This window comes from Micromonospora sp. AKA38, from assembly GCF_027925725.1.
In the GTDB taxonomy this organism is placed as follows: Bacteria; Actinomycetota; Actinomycetes; order Mycobacteriales; family Micromonosporaceae; genus Micromonospora.
Genome location: NZ_BNEI01000005.1, coordinates 137,588 through 163,638, shown reverse-complemented (window position 1 = coordinate 163,638; position 26,051 = coordinate 137,588). Strand labels below are relative to the sequence as shown.

Annotated in this window: 28 protein-coding genes; 9 read left to right on the top strand and 19 right to left on the bottom strand. The window is 74.3% G+C overall.

Annotated features, from left to right (window positions below; genetic code table 11):
• Positions 1 to 61: 61 nt before the first annotated feature.
• The 5 genes from pdxS to pgsA form a co-directional block, all read right to left on the bottom strand.
• Positions 62 to 973, bottom strand: coding sequence for a pyridoxal 5'-phosphate synthase lyase subunit PdxS (gene pdxS / locus TPA0908_RS18410; protein WP_281939598.1), 912 nt, complete (start codon positions 971 to 973; stop codon positions 62 to 64).
• A gap of 133 nt (positions 974 to 1,106) precedes the next feature.
• Positions 1,107 to 1,610 carry a hypothetical protein gene (locus TPA0908_RS18405; RefSeq protein WP_281939596.1) on the bottom strand — a complete coding sequence of 168 codons (504 nt, stop codon included), beginning with the start codon at positions 1,608 to 1,610 and terminating at the stop codon, positions 1,107 to 1,109.
• 82 nt (positions 1,611 to 1,692) lie between these two features.
• Positions 1,693 to 2,853 (bottom strand): glycosyltransferase family 4 protein, encoded by a 1,161-nt coding sequence (locus tag TPA0908_RS18400; RefSeq protein WP_281939594.1) that lies wholly within the window; start codon positions 2,851 to 2,853, stop codon positions 1,693 to 1,695.
• A 9-nt stretch (positions 2,854 to 2,862) separates the two neighbouring features.
• Positions 2,863 to 3,798: a phosphatidylinositol mannoside acyltransferase gene (locus TPA0908_RS18395; RefSeq protein ID WP_281939592.1), complete on the bottom strand. Its 936-nt coding sequence runs from the start codon at positions 3,796 to 3,798 to the stop codon at positions 2,863 to 2,865.
• Positions 3,795 to 4,415, bottom strand: a complete 621-nt coding sequence (pgsA, locus tag TPA0908_RS18390; protein ID WP_281939590.1) for a phosphatidylinositol phosphate synthase — start codon at positions 4,413 to 4,415, stop codon at positions 3,795 to 3,797. Before pgsA ends, TPA0908_RS18395 begins: the two co-directional genes overlap by 4 nt.
• A 252-nt stretch (positions 4,416 to 4,667) precedes the next feature.
• Here pgsA and TPA0908_RS18385 point away from each other — a divergent pair, with 252 nt between their 5' ends.
• On the top strand, positions 4,668 to 6,830 hold the full coding sequence (locus TPA0908_RS18385) for an elongation factor G-like protein EF-G2 (protein WP_281939589.1): 2,163 nt from the start codon (positions 4,668 to 4,670) through the stop codon (positions 6,828 to 6,830).
• A gap of 39 nt (positions 6,831 to 6,869) precedes the next feature.
• Here the strand turns inward: TPA0908_RS18385 and TPA0908_RS18380 are convergent, their stop codons facing one another.
• Together TPA0908_RS18380 and TPA0908_RS18375 are read right to left on the bottom strand one after the other, a co-directional pair.
• Positions 6,870 to 7,928, bottom strand: a complete 1,059-nt coding sequence (locus tag TPA0908_RS18380) for an aldo/keto reductase (protein ID WP_281939588.1) — start codon at positions 7,926 to 7,928, stop codon at positions 6,870 to 6,872.
• A 263-nt stretch (positions 7,929 to 8,191) separates the two neighbouring features.
• On the bottom strand, positions 8,192 to 8,812 hold the full coding sequence (locus tag TPA0908_RS18375; protein WP_281939586.1) for a CG0192-related protein: 621 nt from the start codon (positions 8,810 to 8,812) through the stop codon (positions 8,192 to 8,194).
• 82 nt (positions 8,813 to 8,894) lie between these two features.
• Between TPA0908_RS18375 and TPA0908_RS18370 the strand changes: the two genes are divergently transcribed.
• The gene (locus tag TPA0908_RS18370) at positions 8,895 to 9,431 is read left to right on the top strand and encodes a hypothetical protein (protein ID WP_281939584.1); all 537 of its coding nucleotides are present in this window, start codon (positions 8,895 to 8,897) and stop codon (positions 9,429 to 9,431) included.
• A gap of 31 nt (positions 9,432 to 9,462) precedes the next feature.
• Here the strand turns inward: TPA0908_RS18370 and TPA0908_RS18365 are convergent, their stop codons facing one another.
• Together TPA0908_RS18365 and thrS are read right to left on the bottom strand one after the other, a co-directional pair.
• The gene (locus tag TPA0908_RS18365; protein WP_281939582.1) at positions 9,463 to 10,008 is read right to left on the bottom strand and encodes an HIT family protein; all 546 of its coding nucleotides are present in this window, start codon (positions 10,006 to 10,008) and stop codon (positions 9,463 to 9,465) included.
• A gap of 50 nt (positions 10,009 to 10,058) precedes the next feature.
• Entirely contained in the window at positions 10,059 to 12,068 is a 2,010-nt protein-coding gene (gene thrS, locus TPA0908_RS18360; protein WP_281939580.1) for a threonine--tRNA ligase, read from the bottom strand.
• A gap of 200 nt (positions 12,069 to 12,268) precedes the next feature.
• On the opposite strand from thrS, the gene TPA0908_RS18355 reads away from it, so the two are divergent.
• Positions 12,269 to 13,174: a DUF1775 domain-containing protein gene (locus tag TPA0908_RS18355; RefSeq protein ID WP_281939578.1), complete on the top strand. Its 906-nt coding sequence runs from the start codon at positions 12,269 to 12,271 to the stop codon at positions 13,172 to 13,174.
• Between the two features lie 326 nt (positions 13,175 to 13,500).
• Here the strand turns inward: TPA0908_RS18355 and TPA0908_RS18350 are convergent, their stop codons facing one another.
• Positions 13,501 to 14,430, bottom strand: coding sequence for an ADP-ribosylglycohydrolase family protein (locus TPA0908_RS18350; protein WP_281939576.1), 930 nt, complete (start codon positions 14,428 to 14,430; stop codon positions 13,501 to 13,503).
• 73 nt (positions 14,431 to 14,503) lie between these two features.
• Here TPA0908_RS18350 and TPA0908_RS18345 point away from each other — a divergent pair, with 73 nt between their 5' ends.
• Both TPA0908_RS18345 and TPA0908_RS18340 read left to right on the top strand, forming a co-directional pair.
• Positions 14,504 to 15,193, top strand: coding sequence for a response regulator transcription factor (locus TPA0908_RS18345; RefSeq protein WP_107160748.1), 690 nt, complete (start codon positions 14,504 to 14,506; stop codon positions 15,191 to 15,193).
• A 29-nt stretch (positions 15,194 to 15,222) separates the two neighbouring features.
• Entirely contained in the window at positions 15,223 to 16,611 is a 1,389-nt protein-coding gene (locus tag TPA0908_RS18340; protein WP_281939575.1) for a HAMP domain-containing sensor histidine kinase, read from the top strand.
• A gap of 212 nt (positions 16,612 to 16,823) precedes the next feature.
• On the opposite strand, the gene TPA0908_RS18335 is transcribed toward TPA0908_RS18340, so the two are convergent.
• Together TPA0908_RS18335 and TPA0908_RS18330 are read right to left on the bottom strand one after the other, a co-directional pair.
• Positions 16,824 to 17,849 (bottom strand): adenosine deaminase, encoded by a 1,026-nt coding sequence (locus tag TPA0908_RS18335; protein WP_281939574.1) that lies wholly within the window; start codon positions 17,847 to 17,849, stop codon positions 16,824 to 16,826.
• Entirely contained in the window at positions 17,846 to 18,637 is a 792-nt protein-coding gene (locus TPA0908_RS18330) for a trans-aconitate 2-methyltransferase (protein WP_281939573.1), read from the bottom strand. Before TPA0908_RS18330 ends, TPA0908_RS18335 begins: the two co-directional genes overlap by 4 nt.
• 86 nt (positions 18,638 to 18,723) lie before the next feature.
• On the opposite strand from TPA0908_RS18330, the gene TPA0908_RS18325 reads away from it, so the two are divergent.
• Together TPA0908_RS18325 and TPA0908_RS18320 are read left to right on the top strand one after the other, a co-directional pair.
• Positions 18,724 to 19,707: an aldo/keto reductase gene (locus TPA0908_RS18325; protein WP_281939570.1), complete on the top strand. Its 984-nt coding sequence runs from the start codon at positions 18,724 to 18,726 to the stop codon at positions 19,705 to 19,707.
• Positions 19,708 to 19,798: 91 nt separating this feature from the next.
• Positions 19,799 to 19,990: a hypothetical protein gene (locus TPA0908_RS18320; RefSeq protein ID WP_281939568.1), complete on the top strand. Its 192-nt coding sequence runs from the start codon at positions 19,799 to 19,801 to the stop codon at positions 19,988 to 19,990.
• 102 nt (positions 19,991 to 20,092) lie between these two features.
• Here the strand turns inward: TPA0908_RS18320 and TPA0908_RS18315 are convergent, their stop codons facing one another.
• The 7 genes from TPA0908_RS18315 to TPA0908_RS18285 form a co-directional block, all read right to left on the bottom strand.
• Positions 20,093 to 20,296: a cold-shock protein gene (locus tag TPA0908_RS18315; protein WP_091424054.1), complete on the bottom strand. Its 204-nt coding sequence runs from the start codon at positions 20,294 to 20,296 to the stop codon at positions 20,093 to 20,095.
• 288 nt (positions 20,297 to 20,584) lie between these two features.
• Positions 20,585 to 20,857, bottom strand: coding sequence for a DUF4235 domain-containing protein (locus TPA0908_RS18310; protein ID WP_107160738.1), 273 nt, complete (start codon positions 20,855 to 20,857; stop codon positions 20,585 to 20,587).
• Entirely contained in the window at positions 20,854 to 21,219 is a 366-nt protein-coding gene (locus TPA0908_RS18305) for a DUF3618 domain-containing protein (RefSeq protein ID WP_281939563.1), read from the bottom strand. The genes TPA0908_RS18310 and TPA0908_RS18305 overlap by 4 nt, the downstream gene beginning before the upstream one ends.
• Entirely contained in the window at positions 21,216 to 21,650 is a 435-nt protein-coding gene (locus tag TPA0908_RS18300; RefSeq protein WP_281939561.1) for a phage holin family protein, read from the bottom strand. Before TPA0908_RS18300 ends, TPA0908_RS18305 begins: the two co-directional genes overlap by 4 nt.
• Before the next feature lie 276 nt (positions 21,651 to 21,926).
• Positions 21,927 to 23,123 carry a mechanosensitive ion channel family protein gene (locus TPA0908_RS18295; RefSeq protein ID WP_281939559.1) on the bottom strand — a complete coding sequence of 399 codons (1,197 nt, stop codon included), beginning with the start codon at positions 23,121 to 23,123 and terminating at the stop codon, positions 21,927 to 21,929.
• Between the two features lie 78 nt (positions 23,124 to 23,201).
• On the bottom strand, positions 23,202 to 24,023 hold the full coding sequence (locus tag TPA0908_RS18290) for a DUF1206 domain-containing protein (protein ID WP_281939557.1): 822 nt from the start codon (positions 24,021 to 24,023) through the stop codon (positions 23,202 to 23,204).
• A 77-nt stretch (positions 24,024 to 24,100) separates the two neighbouring features.
• The gene (locus tag TPA0908_RS18285; protein ID WP_281939554.1) at positions 24,101 to 24,466 is read right to left on the bottom strand and encodes a hypothetical protein; all 366 of its coding nucleotides are present in this window, start codon (positions 24,464 to 24,466) and stop codon (positions 24,101 to 24,103) included.
• Positions 24,467 to 24,525: 59 nt separating this feature from the next.
• On the opposite strand from TPA0908_RS18285, the gene TPA0908_RS18280 reads away from it, so the two are divergent.
• Both TPA0908_RS18280 and TPA0908_RS18275 read left to right on the top strand, forming a co-directional pair.
• Positions 24,526 to 25,752 carry a cysteine desulfurase-like protein gene (locus TPA0908_RS18280; protein ID WP_281939552.1) on the top strand — a complete coding sequence of 409 codons (1,227 nt, stop codon included), beginning with the start codon at positions 24,526 to 24,528 and terminating at the stop codon, positions 25,750 to 25,752.
• On the top strand, positions 25,749 to 26,036 hold the full coding sequence (locus TPA0908_RS18275) for a GNAT family N-acetyltransferase (protein WP_281939550.1): 288 nt from the start codon (positions 25,749 to 25,751) through the stop codon (positions 26,034 to 26,036). Before TPA0908_RS18280 ends, TPA0908_RS18275 begins: the two co-directional genes overlap by 4 nt.
• The last annotated feature ends 15 nt before the right edge of the window (positions 26,037 to 26,051 follow it).

Below are 26,051 nucleotides of genomic sequence, written 5' to 3'. Positions count from 1 at the left end.
AGGCGTTGGAGGGGTCCCCTTCTCTACCGCATGCGTTAAGAGGGGGCCCCTCCTTACGAGCTCACCAGCCGCGGTCGGCGAGGCGGTGCGGGACGGGGATGTCGTCGACGTTGATGCCGACCATCGCCTCGCCCAGGCCACGGGACACCTTCGCCAGCACGTCCGGGTCGTCGTGGAACGTGGTCGCCTTGACGATGGCGGCGGCCCGCTGGGCCGGGTTGCCGGACTTGAAGATGCCCGAGCCCACGAAGACGCCCTCGGCGCCGAGCTGCATCATCATGGCCGCGTCCGCCGGAGTGGCGATGCCGCCGGCGGTGAACAGCACGACCGGCAGCTTGCCGCGCTCGGCGACCTCCTTGACCAGCTCGTACGGGGCCTGGAGCTCCTTCGCCGCGACGAACAGCTCGTCGGCCGGCAGGTTCTGGAGTCGGCGGATCTCCTGCCGGATCTTCCGCATGTGGGTGGTGGCGTTGGAGACGTCCCCGGTGCCCGCCTCACCCTTCGAGCGGATCATGGCGGCGCCCTCGGTGATCCGGCGCAGCGCCTCACCCAGGTTGGTCGCGCCGCACACGAACGGCACCGTGAACGCCCACTTGTCGATGTGGTTGGCGTAGTCGGCCGGGGTCAGCACCTCGGACTCGTCGACGTAGTCCACGCCGAGCGCCTGGAGGACCTGCGCCTCGACGAAGTGGCCGATCCGGGCCTTGGCCATCACCGGAATCGAGACGGCGGAGATGATGCCGTCGATCATGTCCGGGTCGCTCATCCGGGACACGCCGCCCTGGGCGCGGATGTCCGCCGGCACCCGCTCCAGCGCCATCACGGCCACCGCGCCGGCGTCCTCGGCGATCTTCGCCTGCTCGGGGGTGACCACGTCCATGATCACGCCGCCCTTGAGCATCTCGGCCATGCCCCGCTTCACGCGGGCGGTGCCGACGGTGGGGTCGGTGGTCGGTGCGGTGGGTTCGGACACGTCATCGCTCCTCGGCAGGCGGTCGGGGTGGCTGCGCGGAAATGCTACGGCCGCCACGACGCCGCTCCGACAGCCAATCGCACCCCTGGTGGCCTGCCCTGTGGCCGCCGTCACGGCCTCGCCCGGCACCGCCTCAACCGGTGGTGACGTCCGCGCGCGGGACCAGCGTCGGGTCGTCGATGTCGAAGTAGCGGGGCCACTCGCGCCCCCGCCCCATCCGGAACAGGCGCACCACCGGACGGCCCCGCGCCGAGCGGGCGTCCCGGACCAGGTCGGTGTGCACCTGCCGGGCCAGCGCCAGCCGCCGGCTCGCCGCGATCACCGCGCCGCAGGCCGGGTCGTCCGGGTCCAGCCGCACCGCGCGCAACTGCCGGGTCAGGTCGTTCTCGGCGGCCTCACGCTCCTCCGGGAGCGCGTCCAGCGCGATCCGGGCGGCGGCGTACAGCTCCACGCCGTACCGCTGCTCGGCCAGGACCGCGGCGGCGGCCGCGCGGCGCAGCAGGTGCGCGTCCAGCGCGCGGGCCGCCGACTCCGCGCGGACCTGGAGCCGCTGCACCCGGCCGGCGGTCCAGATCAGGTACGCCGAGACCAGCCCGAGCACCAGTGCCGTGCCCACCACCCACCACATGCCCGGCATCGTAGTGCTGCCCCTCATCCCGGCCGGCCGGCGTGGGCACCGGTCGACGCGCTCGTCACAGCGGCCCCACCGGCCACCCTGGTCAGCCCAGCCCCGCCCACTCCTGGTCCATGACCCGACCGTCGGTGGCCTCGATCGCCGCTGCGTATACCTCCAGAACGCGGCGGGCAACCACGGGCCAGTCGAAATTCGCCACCACCAGGTCGCCCCGGCCGGTCAGCGCGGCGCGCCCACCGGCGTCGTCGAGCAGCTCGGTCAGCGCGGCCCGCAGGCCGGCCGCGTCCCCGGTCGGGAAGAGCCGCCCGGCCCGCCCGCCGTCCAGCACCCGGCGGAACGCGTCCAGGTCGCTGGCGACCACCGTGGTCCCGGCGGCGAGCGCCTCGGTGAGGATCATCCCGAATGACTCCCCGCCGGTGTTCGGTGCGACGTAGAGGTGCACGCTGCGCAGCATGCGCGCCTTGTCCGCCTCGGAGACCAGACCGAGGAACGTGACCCGGTCACGCAGCTCGGCCGGGAACCGGCCGTACAGCTCGTCGGCGTCACCCGGGCCGGCCACCAGCAGGCGCAGCTCCGGGCGGTCCGGGGCGAGCGCCACGAACGCGTCCCGCAGGATCGGGAAACCCTTGCGCGGCTCGGTGAACCGGCCCAGGAAGCCGAGCGTGCCGCCGGCGCCCGGCGCGCACTCCCCCGGCCAGCCGGGCAGCGGCTCGACGCCGGCGAACTTCGCCACCGCCACGCCGTTCGGGATCTCCACCGCGCCGCCGTCCATGTGCTCGACCTGCACCTTGCGGGCGAGCGCGCTGACCGCGATCCGGGCGGTGATCCGTTCGAGGAGGATCTGGAGCACGCCCTGCGCCGCGGAGAGCACCCGGGACCGGGTCATCGCGGTGTGGAACGTGGCCACCACCGGGCCCCGGGCGCAGAGCACCGCCAGCATCGACAGGCTCGGCGTGAGCGGCTCATGCACGTGCAGCACGTCGAAGTCGCCCCGGTTGATCCAGCGGCGTACCCGGGCGGTGGAGACCGGGCCGAACGCGATCCGGGCCACCGACCCGTTGTACGGCAGCGGCACCGCCCGCCCCGCCGACACCACGTACGGCGGCAGCGTCGCGTCCTCGTCGGCCGGGGCCAGCACGCTCACCTCGTGGCCCAGCCCGAGCAGCGCCTCGGCCAGGTCCATGACGTGGTTCTGCACGCCGCCCGGGACGTCGAAGGAGTACGGGCAGACGATGCCGATCCGCATGGCGTCCCCCTAGACCGTCCCGGTGGTGGCCGGCGGCTGCGCCGACGTCGGCGCCCCGGCCGGTCCCTGGTCCAGCCACATCCGCTGCAACATGTGCCAGTCTTGCGGATGCCGGGCGATGCCCGCCGCCAGACCGTCGGCTATCCGCTGGGTCACCAGCTTGACCCGGGCGTCCAGCGGGGCGCTGTCCGGCTCCGGCAGCGCCAGCGGGCCCTCGATCGAGGCGCAGGCGGCGTCCGGCTCGTACCACATCGAGGCGACGTAGAGCGGCGCGCCGGTGCGCAGCGCCAGCAGCGCCGGGCCGGCCGGCATCCGGGTCCGGCCGCCGAAGAAGTCCACCTCGACGCCCCGGGCGGAGAGGTCCCGGTCGGCGAGCAGCGGCACCACCGCGCCGGCCCGCAGCCGGTCGGCCAGGATGTCGAACGGCGGACGCGGGCCGCCGTGGGTGGGCAGGATCTCCATCCCCAGCCCTTCCCGGAACGCGACGAACCGCTCGTAGACGCCCTCCGGCTTGAGCCGCTCGGCCACCGTGGTCATCGGCCAGCCGGTGGCCGCCACCCAGGCGCCGGCCGCGTCCCAGTTGCCGGCGTGCGGCAGCGCCACCACCGCGCCCCGCCCGGCCGCCACGTCCGCGGCGAGCTTCTCCGCGCCGTCGAGGCGGAACCCGGCGAGGATCTCCGCCCGGCTCAGGCCGGGCAGCCGGAACGCCTCCAGCCAGTAGCGGGCGTACGAGCGCAGGCCGGCGCGGACCAGCGCGTCCAGCTCGGCGTCGGGCAGCTCCGGGCCGACCACCCGGCGCAGGTTGGCGCGCAGTCGACGCGTACCGCCGCCGTTGCCGCGGTGGGCGCGGTCGGCGCCCGCCCGGAAGGCCGCGGCCGCGACGGGCCGGGGCAGCGCGCGGACCAGGCGCCAGCCCGCGATGTAGCCCGCCTCGGTGAGGTTCACTCGGCGCCGACCCGCTGGGCCTGCCGGTACACGTGCGCCATCCGCTGCCCCACCGTGAAGATCGAGACGGCGGCGAGCAGCCAGAGCGCGACCTCCAGGGCCCGGTCCAGCCCGACGCCGGTGAGCACGCCGCCGACGCCCACGATGAGCAGCCGTTCGGTGCGCTCGGCGATGCCCACGTTGCAGGTCATGCCGAGCCCTTCGGCGCGGGCCTTGACGTAGGAGACCAGGCCGCCGGCGGCCAGGCAGACCAGCGCGGCGGCCACGCCGGAATACTGCTGCTGGGTGGCCAGCCAGTAGGCGACCGCGCCGAACACCGCGCTGTCGGCGACCCGGTCCATGCTCGAGTCGAGGAACGCCCCGAACCGGGTGGAGCCGCCGCTCATCCGCGCCATCGTGCCGTCGAGCAGGTCGGTGAGGGCGAAGACCGTGACGATCAGCGCGCCGGCGACCAGGTGGCCGCGCGCGCCGAAGCCGAGCGCGCCGACGAGCACGCCGACGGTGCCGGTCACGGTGACCGCGTTGGGGGACACGCCCGCGCGGAGCAGTCCGCGCGCGATCGGCTCCACGACGCGGGTCATGCCCGCTCGGGCCGTCACTTGGAAGATCTTCGCCATGGCGGTCCCACGATAACGGCCGGCCGGGACCGGGGACACAGCCGGGCGGACGACCCGCCCGGCGGACCTTGTGCCGGCACCGGCGCGGGTGTGAGATCGAGCGTGGGAGGTGAGCCAGTTCACCGGATCACGGTCGGCGTTCCCGTCCCGCAGGAGTCCACCGGAAGATATCGCCGCGGCGCCCACCCCGGGGGTCCGCTCCCGTCGCCCGCGGCGGTCGCCACCACCACCGGTTGAGGGAGGTGCGCCGCGATGGCGCAGAAGAGTCACGAGAAGGGTGTCACCGGCGGCGCGCCGGTGGTGACCGAGCCCGGCGGGGTTCGCAACGTGGTGCTCGTCGGGCACTCCGGCGCGGGCAAGACCACGCTGGTCGAGGCGCTGCTCGCGGCCAGCGGCACGATCGGCCGGGCCGGCGCCGTCACCGAGGGCACCACGGTCTGCGACCACGACCCGGCCGCGGTCCGCCAGCAACGCTCGGTGAGCCTGGCCTGCGCCCCGCTGGTCCACCGCGACGTCAAGGTCAACCTGCTGGACACGCCCGGCTACGGCGACTTCGTCGGCGAGCTGCGCGCCGGGCTGCGCGCCGCCGACGCGGCGCTGTTCGTGGTCTCCGCGGTCGACGGGATGGACGCCGCCACCGCCGCGCTCTGGGAGGAGTGCGCCGCGGTGGACATGCCGCGCGCGGTGGCGGTCTCCCGGCTGGACCACCCGCGTGCCGACTTCGACGAGGCGGTGGCGCTCTGCCAGCGCGTCTTCGGCGACAACGTGCTCCCGCTCTACCTGCCGATGCTGGGCGACGACGGCGAGTCGGTGGCCGGGCTGATGGGCCTGATCACCCGCCGGGTGTTCGACTACTCCGGCGGGCTGCCGCCGGCGGTGCGCGAGCCGGACCCGGAGCACCTGCCGGCCATCCAGGAGGCCCGCGACGAGCTGATCGAGGGGATCATCGCGGAGAGCGAGGACGAGACCCTGATGGACCGCTACCTCGGCGGCGAGCAGATCGACCCCGAGGTGCTCATCGCCGACCTGGAGACGGCGGTCGCCCGCGGCCACTTCTACCCGGTGGTGCCGGTCTGCGCGGAGACCGGCGTCGGGCTGGACGCGCTGCTCGACGGCCTGGTCTCGGCGTTCCCGTCGCCGCTGGAGCACGACCTGCCGGCGGTCACCGGGCTGGACGGCTCGCCCCGCCCGCCGCTGACCTGCGACCCGGACGGCCCGCTGGTCGCCGAGGTGGTCAAGACGACGGTGGACCGGCACGTCGGGCGCGTCTCGCTGGTCCGGGTCTTCTCCGGCACGCTCCGCCCCGACCAGGTGGTCCACGTGTCCGGGCACGGCCTGGCCGAGCGCGGCCACCCGGACCACGACGCCGACGAGCGGGTCGGGCACGTCTACAGCCCGCTCGGCGCGACGCTGCGCGAGGTGCCGGTGTGCGTCGCCGGTGACCTCTGCGCGATCACCAAGTCGGGCAGCGCGGAGACCGGCGACACGGTGTCCGCCAAGGACGATCCGCTGCTGATCGCGCCCTGGGAGATGCCCGAGCCGCTGCTGCCGGTGGCGATCGTGGCGCGCAGCCGGGCCGACGAGGACGCGCTGGCCCGCAACCTGTCCCGGCTGGTCGCCGGTGACCCGACGCTGCGTCTGGAGCGCAACCCGGAGACCCACCAGTTGGTGCTCTGGTGCATGGGCGAGGCGCACGCCGACGTGGTGCTCGACCGGCTGCGCGGCGGTGGCGTCGAGCTGGACACCGAGCCGGTCCGGGTGTCGCTGCGGGAGACGTTCACCGCGGCCTCCCGGGGGCACGGCCGGCACGTCAAGCAGTCCGGCGGCCACGGCCAGTACGCGGTCTGCGACCTCGAGGTGGAGCCGCTGCCCCGGGGCGCCGGCTTCGAGTTCGTCGACCGGGTGGTCGGCGGCGCGGTCCCGCACAACTACATCCCGTCGGTGGAGAAGGGCGTCCGGGCGCAGATGGAACGCGGCCTGGTCGCCGGCTTCCCGGTGGTGGACCTGCGGGTGACGCTCGTCGACGGCAAGGCGCACAGCGTCGACTCGTCCGACGCCGCGTTCCAGACCGCGGGCGCGCTGGCGCTGCGCGACGCCGCCGAGAAGGGCCGGCCGACACTGCTCGAACCGGTCGACGAGGTCGTCGTCCGGGTGCCCGACTCCTCGGTCGGCGCGGTCATGGGCGACCTGTCCGGCCGGCGCGGCCGGGTGCTGGGCACCGAGCCCGACCCGGACGCCGAGGGCCGGACGCTGGTGCGCGCCGAGGTGCCCGCCACCGAACTGCTGCGGTACGCGGTCGAGCTGCGCGCGATGACCGCCGGCACCGGCACGTTCCGCCGCGAGTTCGCCCGCCACGACCCCATGCCCCCGCACCTGGCCGACCAGGCCGTCAAGGAGTCCACCCCCCACCCCTAAATCCCCCACCCCCTCCCGGGGTGGTCAGCGGGGGAGGTGTCAGGGGCGGACGGTGGGGACGGGGGGCATCGGCCAGTGCGGGCGGTCGGCGTCGCGGCGGGCGGCCGACCTGACCGCCGCGAGTCGGCGCTCGACCTCGGCGAACTGGTCCGGGGCGAGCGGGCCCCGGGCCAGCGCGGCGGCGTTCTCCTCCACCTGGGCGACCGTACGGGCGCCGGGGATCGGCACCGCCCGGTCGCTGCGCGCCCAGATCCAGCCGAGCGCGCCCTGGGCCAGGGTGCGGCCGTCGGCGGTGAGCGCGTCCCGGACCGCGGCCACCCGGCGCAGCCACTCCGGGGCCGGCCGGCCGCTGCGGAACCACTCCAGCCAGGTCGGCCCGAGGCCGCGCACGTCGTCGCGGGGCAGCGTGGACTCCGGCGTGTACTTGCCGGTGAGCAGTCCCATCCCGAGCGGCCCCCGGGCCAGGCTGGCCAGGTCGTGCTTGTCGCAGGCGGCCAGCATGGCGGGGGCGTCCCGCAGCACCGACAGCGCGTGCTGCACGGCGGCGGCACCGTGCGCCACCTGGGCGAAGGCGCCGGCCCGGTCGGCCCGGTCGGTGCTCCAGCCGTACGCCCGGATCAGGCCGGCGGCGACCAGCTCGTCCAGCGTGCCGACCAGCGCCTCGGCCCGGGGCAGCGGCAGGTCGCCGAGGTGGAGCTGGTAGAGGTCGATCCGGTCGGTGCCCAGCCGGCGCAGCGAGTCGACCACCGCCCGGCGCAGGTACTGCGGCGAGGCGTTCTCGCCGGTGGCCTGCCGGGTGCGCTCGTCGAACGTGTAGCCCCACTTGGTGGCGATCACCGCCTCGTCGCGCCGGCCGGCGAGGGCCCGCCCGAGGACCCGCTCGCCGTGCCCGGCCCCGTACGTGTCGGCGGTGTCGAAGAGCGTCACGCCGAGGTCGAGCGCACGGCGGACGGCCCGGACCGACTCGTCGTCGTCGACCGCTCCCCAGCCCAACGGGCGGGCGCCCTCGGCCCACGGGCCGCCGATCGCCCAGCACCCCATGCCGAGCGCGCTCACCTCGATGCCGCTACGGCCGAGCGGCCGCGTGCTGACTGCCATCGCCGAATCCTGTCACCTTCCCGGCACGGGCGGGCCCGTTCGTCACCGGGTGTACCGGAATTTCGTCACACTCCGTGACGCCAGCGGGGGAAGCGTCGCCGAGTAACCGACATACCGCAGAGTCATAGTTATGACTCCTCGTCATATCGCTCCGGAGCGATCGATCGTCGAGCGCCACACCGTCGAGCACCGCACGTCGAAGCGGGCCGGAACGCCGGCACTCGGCGCCCGGCCGCGAACCGCGGGCCCGCAACGGCCGGGAGTCAGCGGGCGTAGGCCAGCAGCACCGGCGCGTCCCGGCCCGGCCACGCGCCGGTGAGCCGGCCCGCCGCCTGCGTGTCGGCCGGGGCGGGCCGGCGGACCAGGGCCAGCTCCACCCCGTCGACGCGGATCACTGTGGGATCGCCGTCCACCACCTCGTCGACCGGGCCGGCCGGCAGCGCGCGGTCGACGCGGCTGCCCGACACGGTCATGCTCGGGGCCCGCACCTCCCGCTCGCCGTCGACCTCGAAGTGCTCCTCCGCCTGGCCCGCGTCGGCGAGCACCGCGGCGGCCAGCGCCGGCGGGTATACCGGGTCACCGCAGGCGTCGTACACCCAGCGGCGGCCGAGCACCGAGTGCTCGACCACGCCCACCAGGAACCGCTCCGCGCCGGGCAGCGGGGCACCCCGGTAGGTCAGCGGCACCTGGAGCACCGGCCCGTCTCCGGCGCGCACGAGCAGCGTCTCCATGCCGACCTCGCCGGCCGGGTCGTCGAACCGGTAGGCCGCCACCCGGGTCACCGGCCCGTCGGCGCCGCCGGTGAACCAGGGCCGGCCGGGCAGCCACCCGGCGAGCAGCTCCAACTTCGAGGGGCGCAGTTCCGCGCGGTGCAACAGGGCCATGCGCAAGATCGTACTGTCGAGGGGTGACCATCGGGTTTGCCGAGCCCGGTGACGCGGGCACCACCGGGGCCGGGAGGCGCGCATGGAGACGTCGGTGGATCAGGTCGACGAGGCGGCGCGGGTACGCCCGGCGCCGCGCTGGGTGGCGCCCACGTTCGTGGCGCTGGCCGTGCTCACCCTGCCCTGGATCGGCTACCTGGCGTTCACCCTGCCCCGGCACCAGGTCACGGTGCACTACCGGGCCGCCTGGGTCGGCTTCGACCTGGGCCTGGTGGCGCTGCTCGGGCTGACCGCCTGGCACGCGTACCGGGGAAACCGGCAGGTGGTGCTCGCGGCCGCCGCCACCGCGACCATGCTCGCGGTGGACGCCTGGTTCGACGTGACGACCACGCCGCCCGGGCCGGACCTGGTGGTGTCGGTGGTGCTGGCGGTGCTGGTCGAGCTGCCATTGGCCGGGGTCTGCCTGTGGATCGCGCGGCACGGCGACCGGATGGTGCAGCGTCGGCTGCGTCAGCTCGCGGTCCGCGCGGAACTCGCCGCCGACCGGGCCGCGGCGGCCCAGCGGACCGCCACCGGGGCCCGCCGCCGACTCGCCCGGGTCCGGGGCCGGCTGCGCTGAGTCGCGCCGGTGCGGGGCCGGCCGCGCCGAGTCAGGCAGGCCACGCCTCGGCGAGCAGGGCGCGGGTGTCGGCGAGCAACTGCGGCAACACCTTGGTGCGGCCGATGACCGGCATGAAGTTGGCGTCGCCGCCCCAGCGCGGCACCACGTGCTGGTGCAGGTGCGCGGCGATGCCCGCACCGGCCACGCCACCCTGGTTCATGCCCAGGTTGAACCCGTGCGCGCTGGAGGTGCGCCGGACCACCCGCATGGCGTCCTTGGTGAACGCGGCCAGCTCGGTCGTCTCCGGCGCGTCCAGCTCGGTGTAGTCGGCCACGTGCCGGTAGGGGCAGATCAGCAGGTGGCCCGGATTGTAGGGATAGAGGTTGAGCACCGCGAAGACGTGCTCGCCCCGGGCGACCACCAGGCTCTCCTCCGGCGGCCGGCCCGGGGCCAGGCAGAACGGGCAGCCGGTCGGCTTCTCGTACCCGCCCTCGGGTCGGTCGTCGCCGGAGATGTAGGTCATCCGGTGCGGCGTCCAGAGCCGGTCCAGCCCGTCCGCCAGGCCACTGTCCGTGTGCCGCTCCACCCCTGTCACACCGGCGATCCTACGATCCGCGCCCCACCGCCGCTGAACAGCGCCGCCGCTCAGGCGGCGCTGGGGCCGCTGTTGGTGCGGGACTCCGTCACCTCGCGGACGTGCGCCACCGCCTCGGCCAACGGCACCCCGTTGCGCTGCGAGCCGTCCCGGTAGCGGAACGAGACCGTGCCGGCGGCCACGTCGTCGTCGCCGGCGATCACCATGAACGGGATCTTCTGCTGCTGCGCGTTGCGGATCTTCTTCTGCATCCGGTCGTCGCCCAGGTCGACCTCGGCCCGGATCCCGTGCCGGCGCAGCGTCGCCGCGAACTCCTCCAGGTAGTCGCCGTGGTCGTCGCGGATCGGGATACCGACCACCTGCACCGGCGCGAGCCAGGCCGGGAACGCGCCCGCGTAGTGCTCGGTGAGCACGCCGATGAACCGCTCGATCGAGCCGAACTTCGCGCAGTGGATCATCACCGGCTGCTGCCGGGTGCCGTCGGCGGCCTGGTACTCCAGCCCGAAGCCCTTCGGCTGGTTGAAGTCGTACTGGATCGTCGACATCTGCCAGGTCCGGCCGATGGCGTCCTTGGCCTGTACGGAGATCTTCGGGCCGTAGAACGCCGCGCCGCCCGGGTCGGGCACCAGGTCCAGGCCGGTCTCCCGGGCGCACTCCTCCAGCACGGCGGTGGCGGTGGCCCAGTCCTCGTCGGTGCCGACGAACTTGTCCGGCCGGGTGTCGTCGCGGGTGGACAGCTCCAGGTAGAAGTCGTCGATGCCGAAGTCACGCAGCAGGCTGAGCACGAAGCCCAGCAGGTGCTTGATCTCCGCCGGCGCCTGCTCGCGGGTGCAGTAGGAGTGCGAGTCGTCCTGGGTGAAGCCGCGCACCCGGGTCAGCCCGTGGATCACGCCCGACTTCTCGTACCGGTAGACCGACCCGAACTCGAACAGCCGGATCGGGAGCTGCCGGTAGGACCGCCCGCGCGACCGGTAGATCAGGTTGTGCATCGGGCAGTTCATCGCCTTGAGGTAGTAGTCGCTGCCCTCCATCTCCATCGGCGGGAACATCGTGTCCTTGTAGTAGGGCAGGTGTCCCGAGGTGTGGAAGAGACCTTCCTTGGAGATGTGCGGCGTCCCGACGTACTGGAAGCCCTCCTCGATGTGGCGGGTGCGGACGTAGTCCTCCATCACCCGCTTGAGCACGCCACCCTTGGGGTGGAAGACCGGCAGGCCGGAGCCGATCTCGTCGGGGAAGCTGAACAGGTCGAGGTCCGCGCCGAGCTTGCGGTGGTCGCGCCGGGCGGCCTCCTCCAACAACTTCAGGTACGCCTTCAGCTCGTCCCGGGTCGGCCACGCGGTGCCGTAGACGCGCTGGAGCTGCGGGTTCTTCTCGGAGCCACGCCAGTACGCGGCGGCGGAGCGCATCAGCTTGAACGCGCCGATCAGCCGGGTGTTCGGCAGGTGCGGGCCCCGGCACAGGTCCGACCAGCAGACCTTCTCCTCGTTCGCGGCGAGGTTGTCGTAGATGGTCAGCTCGCCGCCGCCCACCTCCATCACCTCGGAGGAGTCCAGCCCTTCGCCCTTGACCTCGATCAGCTCCAGCTTGAACGGCTCGGCGGCCAGCTCGGCGCGGGCCTCGTCGAGGCTGGCGAAGCGCCGCCGGCGGAACCGCTGGCCGGACTTGACGATCTCCTGCATCCGCTTCTCGAGCTTCGCCAGGTCGTCCGGCTGGAACGGCTTGTCGACGCCGAAGTCGTAGTAGAAGCCGTTCTCGATCGGCGGGCCGATGCCGAGCTTCGCCTCCGGGAACACGTCCTGCACGGCCTGCGCGAGCACGTGCGCGGTGGAGTGCCGCAGCACCTCCAGGCCGGCCGGGCTGTTCAGCGCCACCGGCTCGACGGTGGTCTCCTCGGCCGGCACCCAGTCCAGGTCGCGGAGCTGACCGCGCGGGTCGCGGACCACCACGACGGCCTTGGGCCCGGTCGTGGGCAGGCCGGCCGCGGCCACCGCGTCGGCCGCCGTGGTCCCGGCGGCGACGACGACGGGGTCGGCCACGGCGGGGGTACGGGGTGCGGACACGGTGACTCCTGTCGTCGACGGTACGGATCTGCCGGGGACCGGCCCCTGCGATGCTATCGGTCACCCCGACCACGCCGACGCCGACGCCGGCCCGCCGGTCACGACTTCCCCGCCGCGTTGAACCTTTCCGCCGTCCCGGCCGAACTACCGGGTGGGGCCGGAGCCGGAACCGACCCCAGTCGACGAGGATGGGGACGACCATGAGGATGACCCGTCAGGGCCGGTGGGCGGCGTCGCTGCTGGCCGCCGCGCTGGCCGGAGCGGTGAGCTGGCCGGGCCCGGCCGCCGCCGCCGGCGTGACCGTCACGACCTCTCCCGGCGAGGTGCGCCAGGGCGACGCGATCGAGCTGTCGGTGGTGGTGCCCGCCGACCGCCCCGGCACCCGGACCAGCAAGATCGAGCTGACCATGCCGGCGGACGCGCCGATCGGCGAGGTCTACCCGCTGTCCGTGCCGGACTGGGCGCCGACCATCACCACCCGCACCCTGGACCAGCCGGTGGCCGGCATCCACGCCGCCGAGCTGAACCAGGTGACGCACGCGGTGACCTGGCTGCGGGTGCCCGGTGGCGGCGCCGGGACGGTCCGGCTGCCGCTGGGCATGGGCCCGATGCCGGCCACCGACCGGCTGACCTTCACCGTGGTGCAGACGTACGCCGACGGCACGGTGGTCCGCTGGGCGGACCCGGCCGGTGGCGCGCACCCGGCGCCGACTGTCGCGTTGCTGCCGCCGTTGTCGGGCGCCGCCCCGCACGGCGGCGATGCCGGTGCGGCCGGTGGCGCGCACGGCGGCCACGGCGCGCCGGGCGACCCGGCGCCGGCCGACGTGACCGCCGCGGCGCCGGCGGCCGACGACGGGCCGAGCGCGGACCTGCTGCTCGGCGGTGGCCTGCTCGCCGGCCTGGCCGGCGGCGGGGCGATCGGCTGGCTGCTCAGCCGCCGCCGACGCGGCACCATGACCCTGTCGCCCGGACCCGACTCCCCCACCGCCGACGGACCCCCGGTCGACCCCGCGCCGCACCGAAGCGCGGCGGACGGCGAGGGCGACGGCGACGGCGTGACCATGGTCGAGCCCGTCCCGGTCGGCGGCGCGCGCCCGCCCGCGTGAGCTTGCGGGCGTGTCGGGACGGCAATTCTTCGGCGTGTCGCGCCGCGGGGACAGTAAGTCCGCCAAGCGATATACCTCGGAGTCATAATTATGACGCTGAGGTATATCGATTCTCCGCGCCATGCCCCACCGGGCCGTCACTCACGGTAATGGCGGGACCGGCGGCAGCCGCCGGGGGCGGCACCGCGCGCGGGCGGCACAGCGAACATGACGAGCCCGGGCGGCACAGCGGGCGTGACGGGCGCGGGCGGCACAGCGGGCGCGAGGAGCGTGACGGGCACGGATCGGCGCCGGGTGAGCCCCGCCGGAGCACCGACGGGGTGGGGTCAGGCCGGGGCGGTGAGCCAGCCGGGCAGCGGCTCGCGCGCCGTCAGCCAGCCCTCCGGGACGCCGCCGGGCGTGCCGACCCCGGCGTACGCGGCGACGACGCCGCCGACGATCGCGGCCGTGGTGTCCACGTCGCCACCCGCCTCCACACAGGCGCGGATCGCGGCCGGGTAGTCGGCCAGCAGCGTGGCGGCGACCCAGAGCGTGAAGGGGACGGTGTCCTGCGCGGTGACCCGCGAGCCGTTGCCCACCGCGTCGACCACCTCGACGGTCGGGCGACCGAGCATCGCGGCGGCCCGGCGGACGCCCCGGTGCACCTCGCCGGCCGGGTCGAGCGCGCCGGCCACGGCGTTGAGCAGGCGGGCCGGTTCGGGCCGGTCGCCGTCGAGGCGGGCCCGGGCGGCCAGCGAGGCGGCCACCGCCACGGCCACCGCGCCGGCGATCCCCTCCGGGTGCGCGTGGGTCACCTCGGCGCAGGCCCGGGCCTGGTCGGCGGCGCGCCGGGTGGAGTCGGCGTGCCAGGCGCCGAGCGGGGCCACCCGCATGGCCGCGCCGTTGCCGCAGGAGCCCTGCCCGTCGAACGCCGACGCGGCGGCCACCGGCCACGGCGTGCCGGTGCGGATCAGCCGCAGGACGGTCACCGCGCCCGGGCCGTAACCCCGGTACGGCTCGCAGCGCTCGGCGAACGCCAGCGCCAGCCGGTCCCGGTCGATCCGCCCGGCGGCGGCCAGCTCGGCCACCACGGAACAGGCCATCTCGGTGTCGTCGGTCCACTCCCACGGCGGCGCGGGCAGCCGGCCCTCGGCGAGGTCGGCCGGGTGCCGGCCGGGCACGAAGAACTGGGAGCCGAGCGCGTCGCCCACCGACAGGCCGGCCAGCGCGTCGCGGGCGAGCGTGAGGCGGGCGTCGGGGAAGAGGGTGAACGTCATCGCCGTTCCAGCTTGCCCGGTTCCCCGGCCTGCCGCAACGCGACCGACTTGCCACGCCGAGTACGGTGCTGACGTGGCAACCGTCCTGCTGGTCGAAGACGACCACGTCGTCCGCGGCGCGATGCTGCGGTCGCTGACCGACCGGGGCCACGCGGTGCACGCGGTCGGCACGGCGCTGGACGCGTTGCGCCGGGTCGCCGCGGAGACGCCCGACCTGGTGGTGCTCGACCTGGGCCTGCCGGACCTGGACGGCTCGGACGCGCTGCGGATGCTGCGCGGCATCACGGACGTGCCGATCATCATCGCCACCGCCCGCGACGACGAGCAGTCGGTGGTCCGGTTGCTGCGGGCCGGCGCGGACGACTACATGGTCAAGCCGTTCACCGGCGCGCACCTGGACGCCCGGATCACCACCGTGCTGCGCCGGGCCGGCCGGGCCAGCCGTACCGTGCAACCGGCCGTGCACACGGTCGGCGGCCTGCGGGTGGACGTCGGCGAGCGCAGCGCGGTGCTGGACGGGGAGGCGCTGGCACTGACCCGCAAGGAATTCGACCTGCTGGCGTATCTCGCCGCGCGTCCCGGCCGGGTAGTGTCCCGGCGGGAACTCTTGGAGGAGGTATGGCGGCAGCCATCGGTCGGCGAGGACCAGACCATCGACGTTCACCTGTACTGGCTCCGCCGCAAAATGGGCGAGTCCGCGGCGAAGCCGCGCTACCTGCGCACCGTGCGGGGGGTCGGCTTCCGGCTGGTGGCACCGGACTGAGGACGGCGCTGGCCTGGCTCACCGCCGGCATGTGCAGCCTGGTCGCGCTCGCCTTTCTCGTCCCGCTCGGGATCACCCTGTCGGACCAGTCCCGCGAGGAGAAGCTGGCCGACGCCGCCCGGCGCGGCGCGCTGGTCACCGGCGCGCTGGCGGTCAGCACCGACCCGGAGGTGGTCCGGCGGGCGGTGGCGGCCAGCGGTGACGACCCGGCGCTGCGGCCGGTCGTGCACGGCGTCGGCGCCGACGAGTCCGCCGGCCGTGCCGACTCCGCCGCGCTGGCCGACGCCGCCGCGCAGCGGCGCTCGGTGGTGACCGAGGTGGACGGTGGCGTGCTGCGGCTGGACCCGGTGGTGCTCGGTGACCGGGTGGCCGTCGTGGAGGTCTTCGTCCCCGACGAGGTGCTCGACGCGGGCAGCGGTGGGCGGTGGCTGCTGCTGCTCGCGGTGGCGCTGGCGCTGGTCGGCGCCGCGGTGATCGTGGTCGACCGGGTGGCGGCCCGGGCCGTGGACGCCACCGGCGACCTGGTCAAGGCGGCGCTCGCGGTGGGCGACGGCGAGCTGGGCGTACGGGTCGAGCCGGCCGGTCCCCGGGAGCTGGCCGAGGCGGGGCACGCGTTCAACCGGATGGCGGAGCGGCTGGTGGCGCTCCGCGCCGACGAGCACGAACTCGTCGCCGACCTGTCGCACCGGCTGCGTACCCCGCTGACCGCGCTGCGGCTGGACGCGGAGGCCCTGGAGTCCGACGACACCAGCATCGGCACGTTCAGCGAGGCGGAGCTGGACCGGCGACGCGGCATCCGGCGGATCCGGCAGGCCATCGTCACGCTGGAGGGCGAGGTCGACCAGCTCATCAAGACGACCCGCAAGGCGGTCAGCCAGGAGACCGCACCGGCGTCCTGCGACGTCAGCGAGGTGGTGCGGGACCGGATGGTCTTCTGGTCGGCGCTGGCCGGCGACCAGAACCGGCCGCACCGGGTGGTCGGGGCGCAACTGCGCATCCCCGCGCCGGTGCCCCGGGCCGAGTTGGCCGCCGCGCTGGACGCGGTGATCGGCAACGTGTTCCGCTACACGCCGCAGGGCACCGCGTTCGAGGTGGCGGTGAGCCGCCGGGACGGCTGGGTGGCGATCCGGATCGACGACGCCGGGCCGGGCATCGCCAACCCGGACCGGGCACTGCGCCGGGGCGAGAGCGACAAGGGCTCCACCGGGCTCGGGCTGGACATCGCCAAGCGGGTCGCGTTGCAGGCCAACGGCTCGGTGAGCATCGACCGGGCCCGGCTCGGCGGGGCCAGCGTGGTGATGTTGCTGGCCGATCCGGCTGCGGCGCCCCGGCAGGTCAACCGGTTCGGGCTGGTGGGTCGGATGACCCGGGAGGCCCGGGAGCCACGCGCCGGACGGCGCTGGCCGCGCCCGCGCTGACCCCTGGTTGTGGGCCGGCGCAAGTTCTCCTTAGGAGTGGTTTAACGACCGCCCCGACACCGCCGCGAAATGCCAGGATCTCTGACAGAACCCATCAGTTCCGTCGGCCGGGACGCCCCGTAACACCTTCCGGCCGGCGGATCCGTGCGCGCGGCGGGAGTCCGGTCCCCCCACACCTCGCTCCCGTCGCGCGCCGCTCTCCGTCCGGTCGGTCAGCCCGCCGCGCCCGCCGTGTACGCGTCGATCTCGGCCTTGATCCGGGTCGCCTCGGCCGGCGCCAGGAAGGCGGCGTCCACCGCGGCGCGGGCCAGCGCGGCGACCCCGTGCGGGTCGAGTTTCAGCAGCCGGGCGGCGACCGCGTACTCCTCGTCGAGCGTGGTGCCGAACATCGGCGGGTCGTCGGAGTTGATGCTGACCGGCACGCCGGCCTCGACGAGCTGCGGCAGCGGGTGCTCGTCCAGGCTGGCCACCGCCCGGGTGCGGACGTTCGAGGTGGGGCAGACCTCCAGCGGGATCCGGCGCTCCGCCAGGTGGGCCAGCAGCGCCGGGTCGAGCACGGCGGAGATGCCGTGGCCGATCCGCTCGGCGCCCAGCTCGCGCAGCGCGTCCCAGATGGTCTCCGGCCCGGTGGTCTCACCGGCGTGCGGGACCGACCGGAGCCCGGCCGCGCGGGCCTGGTCGAACCAGGGCTTGAACTGGGGCCGGGGCACGCCGATCTCGGGGCCGCCGAGACCGAAGCTGATCAGCCCGTCCGGCCGCTGGTCCAGCGCGATGCGCAGCGTCTGCTCGGCGGCCGGCAGCCCGGCCTCGCCGGGGATGTCGAAGCACCAGCGCAGCGCGATGCCGAAGTCGGCCTCGGCGCGCTTGCGGGCGTCCTCGATCGCCTCGCAGAACGCCGGCGCGGGGATGCCCCGGTGCACGTGCGAGTACGGGGTGACGGTCAGCTCGGCGTAGCGGACCTGCTGGCGGGCCAGCTCGCGGGCCACCTCGTGGGTGAGCAGCCAGACGTCGTCGGCGTCCCGGATCAGGTCCACCACGCTCAGGTAGATGTCGATGAAGTGGGCGAAGTCGCGGAACGCGAAGTAGTCGGCGAGCGCCTCCGGGTCGGCCGGGACGGGGCTGCGCCCCTCGTGCCGGGCGGCCAGTTCGGCGACGATCCGGGGCGAGGCGGAGCCGACGTGGTGCACGTGCAGCTCCACCTTGGGCAGGCCGGCGATGAAGGTGGACAGGTCGGTCACGGGTTCTCCTCTGCGCGGGCGCCGGTGCGGGCCACCACGAAGATCCGGCGGAATGGGAAACACACCTGACCCTGCCGCACCGGGTACGCCTCGGCGAGGCGGGCCCCCAGCTCGGCCCGGAAGTCGGCCCAGCCGGCGGCGTCCAGCGCGGCCCGGACGGGGCGGAGCGCGGTGCCTTCCATCCAGGTCAGCACCGGGTGGTCCGCGCCGGCGACCGGGAGCAGGTGCACGTAGGTAGTCTCCCAGGCGTCCACCGCGCAGCCCGCTCCGGTCAGCAGCGTGGCGTAGTCGACGGGTTCACCGACCGGGGCCTCGCGCAGCAGCCCGGCGAGCGGCTGGCGCCACCGGTCCCGGCCGGCGACCTCACGCAGCGCGCGGTGCGACGGCGCGGCGAAGTTGCCGGGGACCTGGAACGCCAGCCAGGCGTCCGGCGGCAGCTCGACGGCCCAGCGGGTGAGCAGCTCGCGGTGGCCGGGCACCCACTGGAGCACCGCGTTGGCGACCAGCACGTCGACGTCCGGCGCCGGCCGCCAGTCGCGGGCGTCGCCGACGGCGAACGTGACCGGGGCGGCCAGGGCGGCGGCCCGGCCGATCATCTCGGGCGAGGAGTCGAGGCCGGTGATCCGGCTGCCGGGCCAGCGCTCGGCGAGCCCGGCGGTGAGCGTGCCGGGCCCGCAGCCGAGGTCGACCACCGCGCGCGGGCGCTCGGCGCCGACGCGGGCCAGCAGGTCGTGGAAGGGCCGGGAGCGTTCGTCGGAGTAGCGCAGGTAGGTGCTCGGATCCCACATGACAGCCTCCAAACCGTACGTACGTCTTGCTAACGACCGTACGGCCCGACGAGCGCCACGGCAACCCGCTCACTAGGCTCGACCGGATGGAACAGCGCAACTTCGACCGGCTCGGCCGGCACGTCGGCATCATCGGACTCGGCGCCTGGCAGCTCGGCGCCGACTGGGGCGAGGTCAGTGAGGACGCGGCGCTCGACGTGCTGACCGCCGCCGTCGACGCCGGCGTCACCTTCCTGGACACCGCCGACGTGTACGGCGACGGCCGCAGCGAACAGCTCATCGGGCGGTTCCTGCGGGCCCACCCGGGCCACGGGCTGACCGTGGCCACCAAGATGGGCCGGCGGGTGCCGCAGACGCCGGAGGCGTACACGCTCGACAACTTCCGGGCCTGGACCGACCGGTCCCGGACCAACCTCGGCGTCGACACGCTCGACCTGGTGCAGCTGCACTGCCCGCCCACCGCGGTCTTCGCCGACGACCGCGTCTTCGACGGCCTGGACACGCTGGTCGCCGAGAAGCGCATCGCCGGGTACGGCGTCAGCGTGGAGACCTGCGACCAGGCGCTCACCGCCATCGCCCGACCCGGCGTGGCCAGCGTGCAGATCATCCTCAACGCGGTCCGGCACAAGCCGCTGGAACGGGTGCTGCCGGCCGCCGCCGCGGCCGGGGTGGGCGTCATCGCCCGGGTCCCGCTCGCCAGCGGTCTGCTCTCCGGCCGCTACGACGAGCACACCACGTTCCCGGCGGACGACCACCGCACCTTCAACCGGCACGGCGAGTCGTTCGACGTCGGCGAGACGTTCTCCGGCGTCGACTACGACCTCGGCCTGGCCGCGGTACGCCGGCTCGCACCACTGGTCGGCGACGACCGCACCATGGCGCAGTTCGCGCTGCGCTGGATCCTCGACCAGCCCGGCGTGAGCGTGGTGATCCCCGGCGCCCGCTCCGCCGAGCAGGCCCGGCGCAACGCCGAGGCGGCCGGCCAGCCGCCGCTGACCGAGGTGGAGCTGGCCTCCGTGCGGGCCACCTACGACGAGCTGATCCGGCCGCAGGTGCACGACCGGTGGTGACCGCACCGGCCCGGCCCGTCGGCGCGGCGTCGCCCACGACCGGCGTCGGCGGGCATGCTGGGGTGGGGCGGACGTCGTCGGAGGGGGCACGATGAGGGGTTGGTTCCGGCTCACCATGGGCCTGCTGGCGGTGGTGATCGGCGCGCTCTGGACCGTGCTGGGGCTCGGCTACGTCGAGGGCAGCGTGCTGACCGACCGGCGGATCTGGGCACTTGTCGGCCCGGTGGTCGTCCTGGTCGGGTTCGTGGCGCTCTGGCTCGGCATGCGGGCCCGGCGCCGCTGAGGCGCACCGGCACGCCTGCCGTACGGGACACGGAGAAGCCCCGCCTCCCGTACGGGATGCGGGGCTTCGTGCACCGGCCGGCGCGGCCGGCGCGGTGTCAGCTCAGATGGGGCGGACCTGCTCGGCCTGCGGACCCTTCTGACCCTGGGCGATCTCGAACTCCACCCGCTGGTTCTCCTCCAGCGTGCGGTAGCCGCTGGACTGGATGGCCGAGAAGTGGACGAACACGTCTGCACCCCCGCCGTCGACGGTGATGAAGCCGAAGCCCTTGTCAGCGTTGAACCACTTCACGGTTCCCTGCGCCATGTGCAACTCCTTCTAAAACTGGCGGCCGAGCACGCCGTGCGGCCGATTGGCCGTTTTCGAGCAGCGGCGCCTGAGGCGGCCCCCGTGCAGGGAACGTCCCTCAACCCACGCGTCTCGCAACAGCGTGAGACAGCAAACCACGTACGCAAAAACTTCGCACAGCCTACCGGACGAAGTTCTCCGACATGTGACCTGAAAGTTGTCCGGAGATCGACGGATGGCCGGGGTCCGGAAACGCGAAGGGCCCCTCTCCCACGCGATGGGAAAGGGGCCTTCGATCGAGCTGGTTCAGTCCGGCCAGTGCCCGGTCAGCCGGCGTACGCCGACCGCGCCGCCCCGGTCCACGGCGGCGCGCACCGCCGAGAAGATCGCACCCTGGAGCGCCGCGGCGGCCAGGACCTCGCCCCACCCGCGGTCCTCGTCGGTGGCGCTCGGCGCGTCACCGTCGCCCGCCGTCAGCTTCCAGACCTGCCGGAAGATCATTCCGGCGACCGTGCCGGCGGCCAGGCCGAGCAGCACCCCCACCGGCTTGTAGGCCGCCTTGCCGATCCTGCCGCTCACCTGCGCCTCCCTCGGACCACCAACAGCACCACCACGGTCACCACCGCGCCGGCCGCGACGGCCGCCCACGGCAACGGGTTGCGCCCGACCGCCTCACCCGACTCGTACGCCTGCGCCCGGACCTGCCGGGCCCGCTCGGTGGCACGCGTGCGCACCCGGGCGACGGTCAGCGACGCCTCCTGGCGCACCTTCGCCTTGGCCTGCTCGGCGGAGTGCCGCACCAGCGCCTTCGGGTCGGCCCGGGCCGCCAACAGCTCCACCGTCTCACCGAGTTCCACCCGGGTCCGGCGGATCTCCTCCCGGAGCGCCGCCACGTCCGGGGTCCCGTTCCCGTTCGCTTTCTCGTTCCCGTTGCCGGTCACGCCCGCCTCCCGTCCTTCACCGCGGCGGTGACCGTGTCGACGTCCGCCCGGACACTGCGGACCGTCGCCTCCGGCACCGGCGGGACGGCACGGCTGACCTGCTTCTTGCCCACCAGCGCCAGGATCCCGGCGAGCAGGAACAGCGCCACCGCCACGATCAGGGCGGCCAGCCACGCCGGCATGACCAGCGCCAGCAGCAGGATCACGGTGGCGACCAGCGCGCCGGCGCCGTAGAGGGCCATCACCCCGCCGCCGCCGAACAGACCGATCCCGATCCCGGCGTGCTTGCCCTTCTGGGTCAGCTCCGCCCGGGCCAGCGTCAACTCGTCCCGTACCAGACGGGTGACCTGTTCGGTGGCCCGCTGCACCAGTTCCGCGGTGGACGGCTCGTGCCCGGTCCGGGACGTACTGTGACTCGCGACGTCAGCCATGCTGTCCTCCTTTCTTCATCACCGCGCTGTATGCCCGGAGTCGCCGCCCGTCAATCCTGCGCGGGGCGGCCGGTCGGCCCGGCCGCGCGCCACCGGCGCCCGGCGTCGACCAGCCGGAATCCGGGGCGTGCGCAGCAGGTCCCCGGAACTCGGCCGGGCAAACCCGTCCGGCCCGGCCCGCTACGAACCCCGGCCGTCCGCCCCCAGGCTCGGCACGCACGGAGAACCCCCGGCGCCGCGCGGGCGGCCGGGGGCTCCGATCGGGGGTACGACGGCTCAGCGGCGAGCGTCGGCGTGGTCCTCGCGGCCCACGAACACCTCGCTGCGGGCGTCCCCGTCGTCGCTGCCGCCGAAGACCCGCGCGTCGTCGTGCGCCTCGGTGTCGGCCGGCCGGCGGGCCGCCCGGCGCGGCTGCACCACCTGCCAGGGCAGCGGGCCGGTCGCGTCGCCCACCTCGGCACGCAGCCGGGGCAGGGCGGTCGGGCGGTGGTCGCGTACCCAGGTCACCAGGTGCTCGCGGACCAGACAGCGCAGGTCCCAGAGGCTGCCGGCGTCGGCGGCGCTGACCAGCGCGCGGACCTTGACCATCCCACCGGTCGCGTCGGTCACCTGGAGCACGCAGACCCGGCCGTCCCACAGCTCGGTGCCCTCGCAGAGCCGACGCAGCTCCTCCCGCATGGCCTGCACGGGGATGGCCCAGTCGAGGTCGAACTCGGCGGTGCCGAGCACCGCCGCCTCGGTGCGGGTCCAGTTCTGGAACGGCTTGCTGGTGAAGTACGAGGTGGGCAGGATCAACCGGCGGTCGTCCCAGATCTGCACCACCACGTAGCTGAGCGTCAGCTCCTCGATCCGGCCCCACTCCCCCTCGACCACCACCACGTCGTCGAGGCGTACCGCGTCACTGAAGGCGAGCTGGAGGCCGGCGAAGACGTTGCCGAGCAGGCTCTGCGCGGCGAGCGCGGCGACAACACCGACCACACCGGCGGAGGTGAGCACGCCGGCGCCGACGCCGCGTACGGCCGGGAACGTCATCAGCATCACGCCGACGGCGAGGATCACGATCACCGCGATGGTCAGCCGGCGCAGCAGCACCACCTGGGTCCGTACCCGACGGGCGTGCCGGTTGTTCGGCACGTCCACCCGGAACCGGGCCAACGCGGTGTCCTCCGCCACCACCAGCAGCGAGGCCACCAGCCAGGCCGCCGCGGCGATCATCGCCAGCACCAGCGTGTGCAGGACGAACTGCCGCCACGGGCTGCCCACCGCGTAGAGCGTGGTGAACCGCACCGCGAGCTGGACGCCGACCACGGTGGCGGCGACCTGGAACGCGCGGTGCGAGTGCTCGGTCAGCTCGGTCATCAGCAGCGAGCGGCGACCGAGCCGGCGGGTGAGCCGGTGCACCACCTCGACCAGCACCAGCGCGACCGCCGCCGCGGCGAGCGCGGCGGCGACGGTCACCAGATAGCTCTGCACGACATTCTCTCCCTCCGGCCCGCGCGGATTCGGGCACAAAGGCCCAATGGTGCCCCGCGGTCCGGGTATCGACCAGGCTCAGACCTTGCGGTACCGGGACTGGAAGAAGCAGTAGACACCGAACGCGGCGATGCCGAGCGCCATCAGCGCCAGCAACCACGGCCCGTACGCCTGGTCGCGCAGCGTCCGCAGGGCGGCGTCCAGGCCGCGCGCCTTCTCCGGGTCGTACTTGACGGCGGCGACCACGATCAGCAGGCCGGCGATGGCGAAGACGGCGCCCCGGGCGGCGTACCCGGCCATGCCGAGCCGACGGGTGAGCTGGCGGGTCTTCGGGCTCATCTCACCGGTCTTGAGGTTGCGCTCGAACTTCTTCTTCAGACCGTAGATCACCATGCCGATGCCGACCGCGGCGAGCACCACACCGGCGAGGGCGACCAGCCACCGGCCGCCGTCGGAGGCCATCAGCTTCTCGGTGAGCTGCTGCTGCTGGTCCGAGGAGTTGGAGCTGGCGTCCTGGACGACCTTGATCGCGGTCCAGCCCAGCCAGACGAAGATGATCACCCGGACGACCGAGGCGATCCGCTCGAAGGTGCGCTCCTTGCCGGTCCTGGACTGGTGACCGACAAGCGCCTCGGAGGCCTGCCAGATGGCCATGGCGAAGAGGCCGACGGCGATCACCACCAGCACGAACTTGCCGAGCGGCTGCTCGCCGAGCGTGCGCAGCGCGCCGTTCTGGTTGCCCTCCTCCCCGGAATTCCCGAAGGCGATCTGTAGCGCCAGCCAGGCGAAGAGGAGGTGGACGATTCCGTAGCCGATGAAACCGGCGCGAGTCAGCAGTTCGAGCCACCGGCTGTTCTTGGCCTGGGCGGCGGTGGCTCCGGCGTTCCGGGTGAGAGACATGGGCCCTCAATCTCCCGACGTGCAGTTTTCCAAACGTCACCGCCCGTCGCCACCGACCGCCGCCCGGCCGAATCCGATCAGTTGTTGGGGTTGCGGGCCACCCGCAGCGTGACGTTCTGGTCGGTGACGCTGTCCAGGCTGACCTGGAAGCCGCCGACCTCGGTGGCCTGCTGGCCGGTGGTGAGCGAGAGCTGCTCCCCGGCCACCTCGACGGTGACCTGGTCGTCCTGGGCGCCGATGAGCTTGGCCTCGACGCCGAGGATGGTGGCGCTGGCGTCCACGCCACGGTCGAAGGTGATGGTGCAGGCGTCCAGGCCGCAGTCGGTGTCGGCGCCGTTGGAGCTGCACCCGGCGAGCAACGCGGCGCCGAGGGCGAGACCGGCGAGCAGCCCGGCGGCACGACGGGTGGGGGTCGGGGGGAAGATGGCGCGTCGGTTCGTCACCTCCCCAACGGTACGTGCTCACCACCACCGCTCCCGGTCCCGCAAGCTAGGGTGCGGGGATGGCTTTTGATGTTGCCCGGGTGCGGGGGTCGTATCCCGCGCTGGGCGAGGGCTTCGCCCACTTCGACGGCGCCGGTGGCACCCAGACCCCGACCGGGGTGATCGAGGCGGTGACCGACGCCATGCGCGCCGCCATGGGTAACCGCAGCACCGCCTTCCAGCCCGGGCGGCGCGCGCTGGAACTGGTCGCCGACGCCCGGGCCGCGGTCGCCGACCTGCTCGGCGCGGACCCGTCGGGCGTGGTGCTCGGGCCCAGCGCCACCGCGCTGAGCTACACGCTGGCCCGGACGCTGGGCGCCGGCTGGCGACCGGGCGACGAGGTGGTGGTCTCCCGGCTGGACCACGACGCCAACGTCCGGCCCTGGGTGCAGGCCGCCGAGGCGGCCGGCGCGACGGTGCGCTGGGCCGAGTTCGACCGGGCCACCGGTGAGCTGCCCGCCGGCCAGTACGCCGACCTGGTCGGCGAGCGCACCCGGCTGGTCGCGGTGACCGCCGGCAGCAACGCGATCGGCACCGCGCCGGACGTGTCGGCGATCGCCAAGACCGCGCACGCGGTCGGCGCCCTGGTCTGCGTGGACGGGGTGCACTCGGTGCCGCACGGCCCCACCGACCTGGCCGCACTGGGCGCGGACGTGCTGGTCACCAGCGCGTACAAGTGGTCCGGCCCGCACCTGGCGGCGATGGTCGCCGACCCGGCACGGTGGGCGGCGCTGCGCCCGGCGAAGCTGCTCCCCTCCGCCGACACGGTCCCGGACCGCTTCGAGTACGGCACGCCCAGCTTCCCGCTGCTGGCCGGCGTGACCGCCGCGGTGGACCACCTGGCGTCGCTCGACCCGGCCGCGACCGGCGACCGCCGGGCACGGGTCCACGCCGGCCTGGCCGCGGCCCAGGCGCACGAGGAGGCGGTCTTCGACCGGCTGCTCGCCGGGCTGGCCTCCCGACCCTTCGTCACGGTGTACGGCGCGCCCGCCCGGCGCTGCCCCACGGTGTCGTTCCGGGTGGCCGGGCGGACCCCGGCGGAGACCGCCGCGGCGCTCGGCGAGGCGGGCCTCTGCCTCTCCTCCGGCGACTACTACGCGTACGAGTACTTCCAGGCCATGGGCCTGCGCGACAGCGGCGGCGCGGTGCGGGCCAGCGTCTACCACTACAACACGGTCGACGAGGTGGACCGGCTGCTGGCCGAACTCGACCGGCTGGCCGACGGCGAGGGGACAATGGTCCGGTGAGCTTCCTGGTCGAGGAGAACCCCGCCAAGCACCGCTTCGAGATCCTGGTCGACGACGCGCTGGCCGGCTTCACCGCGTACCTGCCACGCGGCGAGGTGCTGGTCTTCACGCACACCGAGGTCGAGGACCGCTACCAGGGGCAGGGCGTGGGCGCCGCGCTGATCCGGGGCACGCTGGACCAGGTGCGCGCCAACGGTGGCCGGGTGGTGCCCCGCTGCCCGTTCATGGCCGCGTTCATCGAACGGCACCCGGACTACGCCGACCTGGTGGTCGACGCGCCCTGAGGCCCGGCCCGACCG

Excerpts from the sequence above, each read along its gene's own strand:
- TPA0908_RS18315 (WP_091424054.1), bottom strand. The coding sequence starts at position 20,296 with ATGGCGCAGGGAACCGTGAAGTGGTTCAACGCTGACAAGGGCTTCGGC.
- TPA0908_RS18280 (WP_281939552.1), top strand. The coding sequence starts at position 24,526 with ATGGCTTTTGATGTTGCCCGGGTGCGGGGGTCGTATCCCGCGCTGGGC.
- TPA0908_RS18300 (WP_281939561.1), bottom strand. The coding sequence starts at position 21,650 with ATGGCTGACGTCGCGAGTCACAGTACGTCCCGGACCGGGCACGAGCCG.
- TPA0908_RS18405 (WP_281939596.1), bottom strand. The coding sequence starts at position 1,610 with ATGCCGGGCATGTGGTGGGTGGTGGGCACGGCACTGGTGCTCGGGCTG.
- TPA0908_RS18290 (WP_281939557.1), bottom strand. The coding sequence starts at position 24,023 with ATGTCTCTCACCCGGAACGCCGGAGCCACCGCCGCCCAGGCCAAGAAC.
- TPA0908_RS18375 (WP_281939586.1), bottom strand. The coding sequence starts at position 8,812 with ATGGCCCTGTTGCACCGCGCGGAACTGCGCCCCTCGAAGTTGGAGCTG.
- TPA0908_RS18380 (WP_281939588.1), bottom strand. The coding sequence starts at position 7,928 with ATGGCAGTCAGCACGCGGCCGCTCGGCCGTAGCGGCATCGAGGTGAGC.
- TPA0908_RS18350 (WP_281939576.1), bottom strand. The coding sequence starts at position 14,430 with ATGACGTTCACCCTCTTCCCCGACGCCCGCCTCACGCTCGCCCGCGAC.
- TPA0908_RS18320 (WP_281939568.1), top strand. The coding sequence starts at position 19,799 with ATGAGGGGTTGGTTCCGGCTCACCATGGGCCTGCTGGCGGTGGTGATC.
- TPA0908_RS18400 (WP_281939594.1), bottom strand. The coding sequence starts at position 2,853 with ATGCGGATCGGCATCGTCTGCCCGTACTCCTTCGACGTCCCGGGCGGC.
- pgsA (WP_281939590.1), bottom strand. The coding sequence starts at position 4,415 with ATGGCGAAGATCTTCCAAGTGACGGCCCGAGCGGGCATGACCCGCGTC.
- TPA0908_RS18370 (WP_281939584.1), top strand. The coding sequence starts at position 8,895 with ATGGAGACGTCGGTGGATCAGGTCGACGAGGCGGCGCGGGTACGCCCG.
- TPA0908_RS18325 (WP_281939570.1), top strand. The coding sequence starts at position 18,724 with ATGGAACAGCGCAACTTCGACCGGCTCGGCCGGCACGTCGGCATCATC.
- TPA0908_RS18330 (WP_281939573.1), bottom strand. The coding sequence starts at position 18,637 with ATGTGGGATCCGAGCACCTACCTGCGCTACTCCGACGAACGCTCCCGG.
- TPA0908_RS18385 (WP_281939589.1), top strand. The coding sequence starts at position 4,668 with ATGGCGCAGAAGAGTCACGAGAAGGGTGTCACCGGCGGCGCGCCGGTG.
- TPA0908_RS18340 (WP_281939575.1), top strand. The coding sequence starts at position 15,223 with ATGTGCAGCCTGGTCGCGCTCGCCTTTCTCGTCCCGCTCGGGATCACC.
- TPA0908_RS18355 (WP_281939578.1), top strand. The coding sequence starts at position 12,269 with ATGAGGATGACCCGTCAGGGCCGGTGGGCGGCGTCGCTGCTGGCCGCC.